Origin of the sequence: Streptococcus oralis, assembly GCF_001579175.1 — a bacterium.
Lineage (GTDB): Bacteria > Bacillota > Bacilli > Lactobacillales > Streptococcaceae > Streptococcus > Streptococcus oralis_O.
The window spans coordinates 334,402-336,146 of the sequence record NZ_KQ970759.1; the positions used below are offsets into that span (position 1 = coordinate 334,402).

The 1,745-nt window shown below is 43.0% G+C and carries 1 protein-coding gene and 2 pseudogenes; 1 reads left to right on the forward strand and 2 read right to left on the reverse strand.

The genetic code is table 11. The features are described from left to right. Positions 1 to 99: pseudogene (locus tag SORDD24_RS11130) on the forward strand (EXLDI protein); the annotation flags it as partial. A 160-nt stretch (positions 100 to 259) separates the two neighbouring features. Here SORDD24_RS11130 and SORDD24_RS01685 read toward each other — a convergent pair. After that, a complete protein-coding gene (locus SORDD24_RS01685) occupies positions 260 to 745 on the reverse strand; it encodes a GNAT family N-acetyltransferase (protein ID WP_061406906.1) in 486 nt (161 codons plus the stop codon). A 31-nt stretch (positions 746 to 776) separates the two neighbouring features. Continuing rightward, a pseudogene (locus SORDD24_RS01690) lies at positions 777 to 1,736 on the reverse strand (Glu/Leu/Phe/Val dehydrogenase dimerization domain-containing protein); the annotation flags it as partial. Positions 1,737 to 1,745 lie beyond the last annotated feature (9 nt).

The window sequence follows — 1,745 nt, forward strand, 5'->3', positions numbered from 1 at the left end:
GATTTTGACGAACTAAGTCCTTTCCTGGAGAATGAGCTGTTGGAGAAGCTAAAAGAAAAGCTGGTAGCAGGAAAATTTTTTGAAAAATTAGATATATAAAAGTCCGACTGCTTATAAAAGCAGTCGGATTTCTTCTAGTGTGATAGTGCTGAAACAATACCTTTACTATCATAGCCTTGGCTACAATTTTAAAAGTTGTTTTAGCTGTCTTGAGGAGCTTGATACTGATGTCCTCGAGTCGACCAGAGTATACTAATATCTATTCATTTGATAAGAGGGATTTTATCATCCAGATATTCATAGCTGGGTGGCCGGCGGCGTTAGCAAGTGGTTGTTGCAGTGATGTGAAACCATAGTGTTGATAGATGGCGACAGCCGTAGCCAGTTCAGTAGAGGTTTCTAGATAAAGCTGTTCATAACCTGCTAGGCGGGCTTCATGGAATATCCGCTTTATCAACCTGCTGGAATAACCTTTGCCACGGCTATTTTTAGTGACATACAGTTTTTGTAATTCAGCAATCTTATCAGACACAGGTGCAAAGCCACCACAGCCAACCAGCTGACCTTCATCTTCCAGAATAAAGTAAGCTGCTCTCTCTTGCTGTTGATAGTAGTCGGCCAAATGATCTAGATGAGAATCAAAGTAGACAGTTCCAGGTTTGTCAAGCCCGAATTCTTCAAGACTAGCTCGAATGAGTTGCGCTACAGCTAGATTATCTCTTACTTCCATTGGCCGTAAGTTCATCATTTGTCCTCCGATAGGATGTATCGACTAATTAAACAATACCTTGTGCAATCATAGCGTTTGCTACGTTTTCGAAGGCAGCGATATTTGCTCCTGCAAGGTAGTCAGTACCAAGTCCGTATGTTTCAGCAGTTGTTTTAGCTGTGTTGAAGATGTTGGTCATGATGTCTTTGAGGCGTCCATCAACTTCTTCACGGGTCCATGAAAGGCGAAGGCTGTTTTGGCTCATTTCAAGCGCTGATACAGCTACACCACCAGCGTTAGCAGCTTTGGCAGGTCCGTAAAGGATTCCGTTTTCTTTGTAGACTTTAATCGCATCAAGGTCACTAGGCATGTTAGCACCTTCTGATACGCAGATAACTCCTTGAGCAACCAAACGTTTAGCTGCGTCGCCGTTGATTTCGTTTTGGGTCGCACATGGAAGAGCGATGTCGTAGTTTCCAGCGTAAGTCCATACAGAACCTTCATGGTAAGTAGCAGTTGCTTTCTCAGCTGCATACTCAGTCAAACGTGCACGACGGTTATTCTTCACATCTGCTAGAAGGTCGAAGTCGATACCATTTTCATCAATAACATAACCATTCGAGTCAGATACTGAGATAACAGTCGCACCAAGTTCAGTCGCTTTTTGAAGAGCATATTGAGCTACGTTACCAGAACCTGAAATAACCACTTTCTTGCCAGCAAAACTCTTACCATTAGCTTTGAGCATTTCTTCAGTATAGTAAACCAAACCATAACCAGTTGCTTCTGGACGAATCAAGCTACCACCAAATCCAAGAGGTTTACCAGTCAAGACACCCGCATCAAATTGGTTAAGACGTTTATATTGTCCGTATAGGTAACCAATTTCACGTCCACCAACACCGATATCACCAGCAGGTACGTCAAGAGATGGTCCGATGTATTTTTGCAGTTCTGTCATAAAGCTTTGGCAGAAGCGCATCACTTCAGCGTCAGTCTTTCCTTTAGGATCGAAGTCTGATCCCCCCTACCTCCA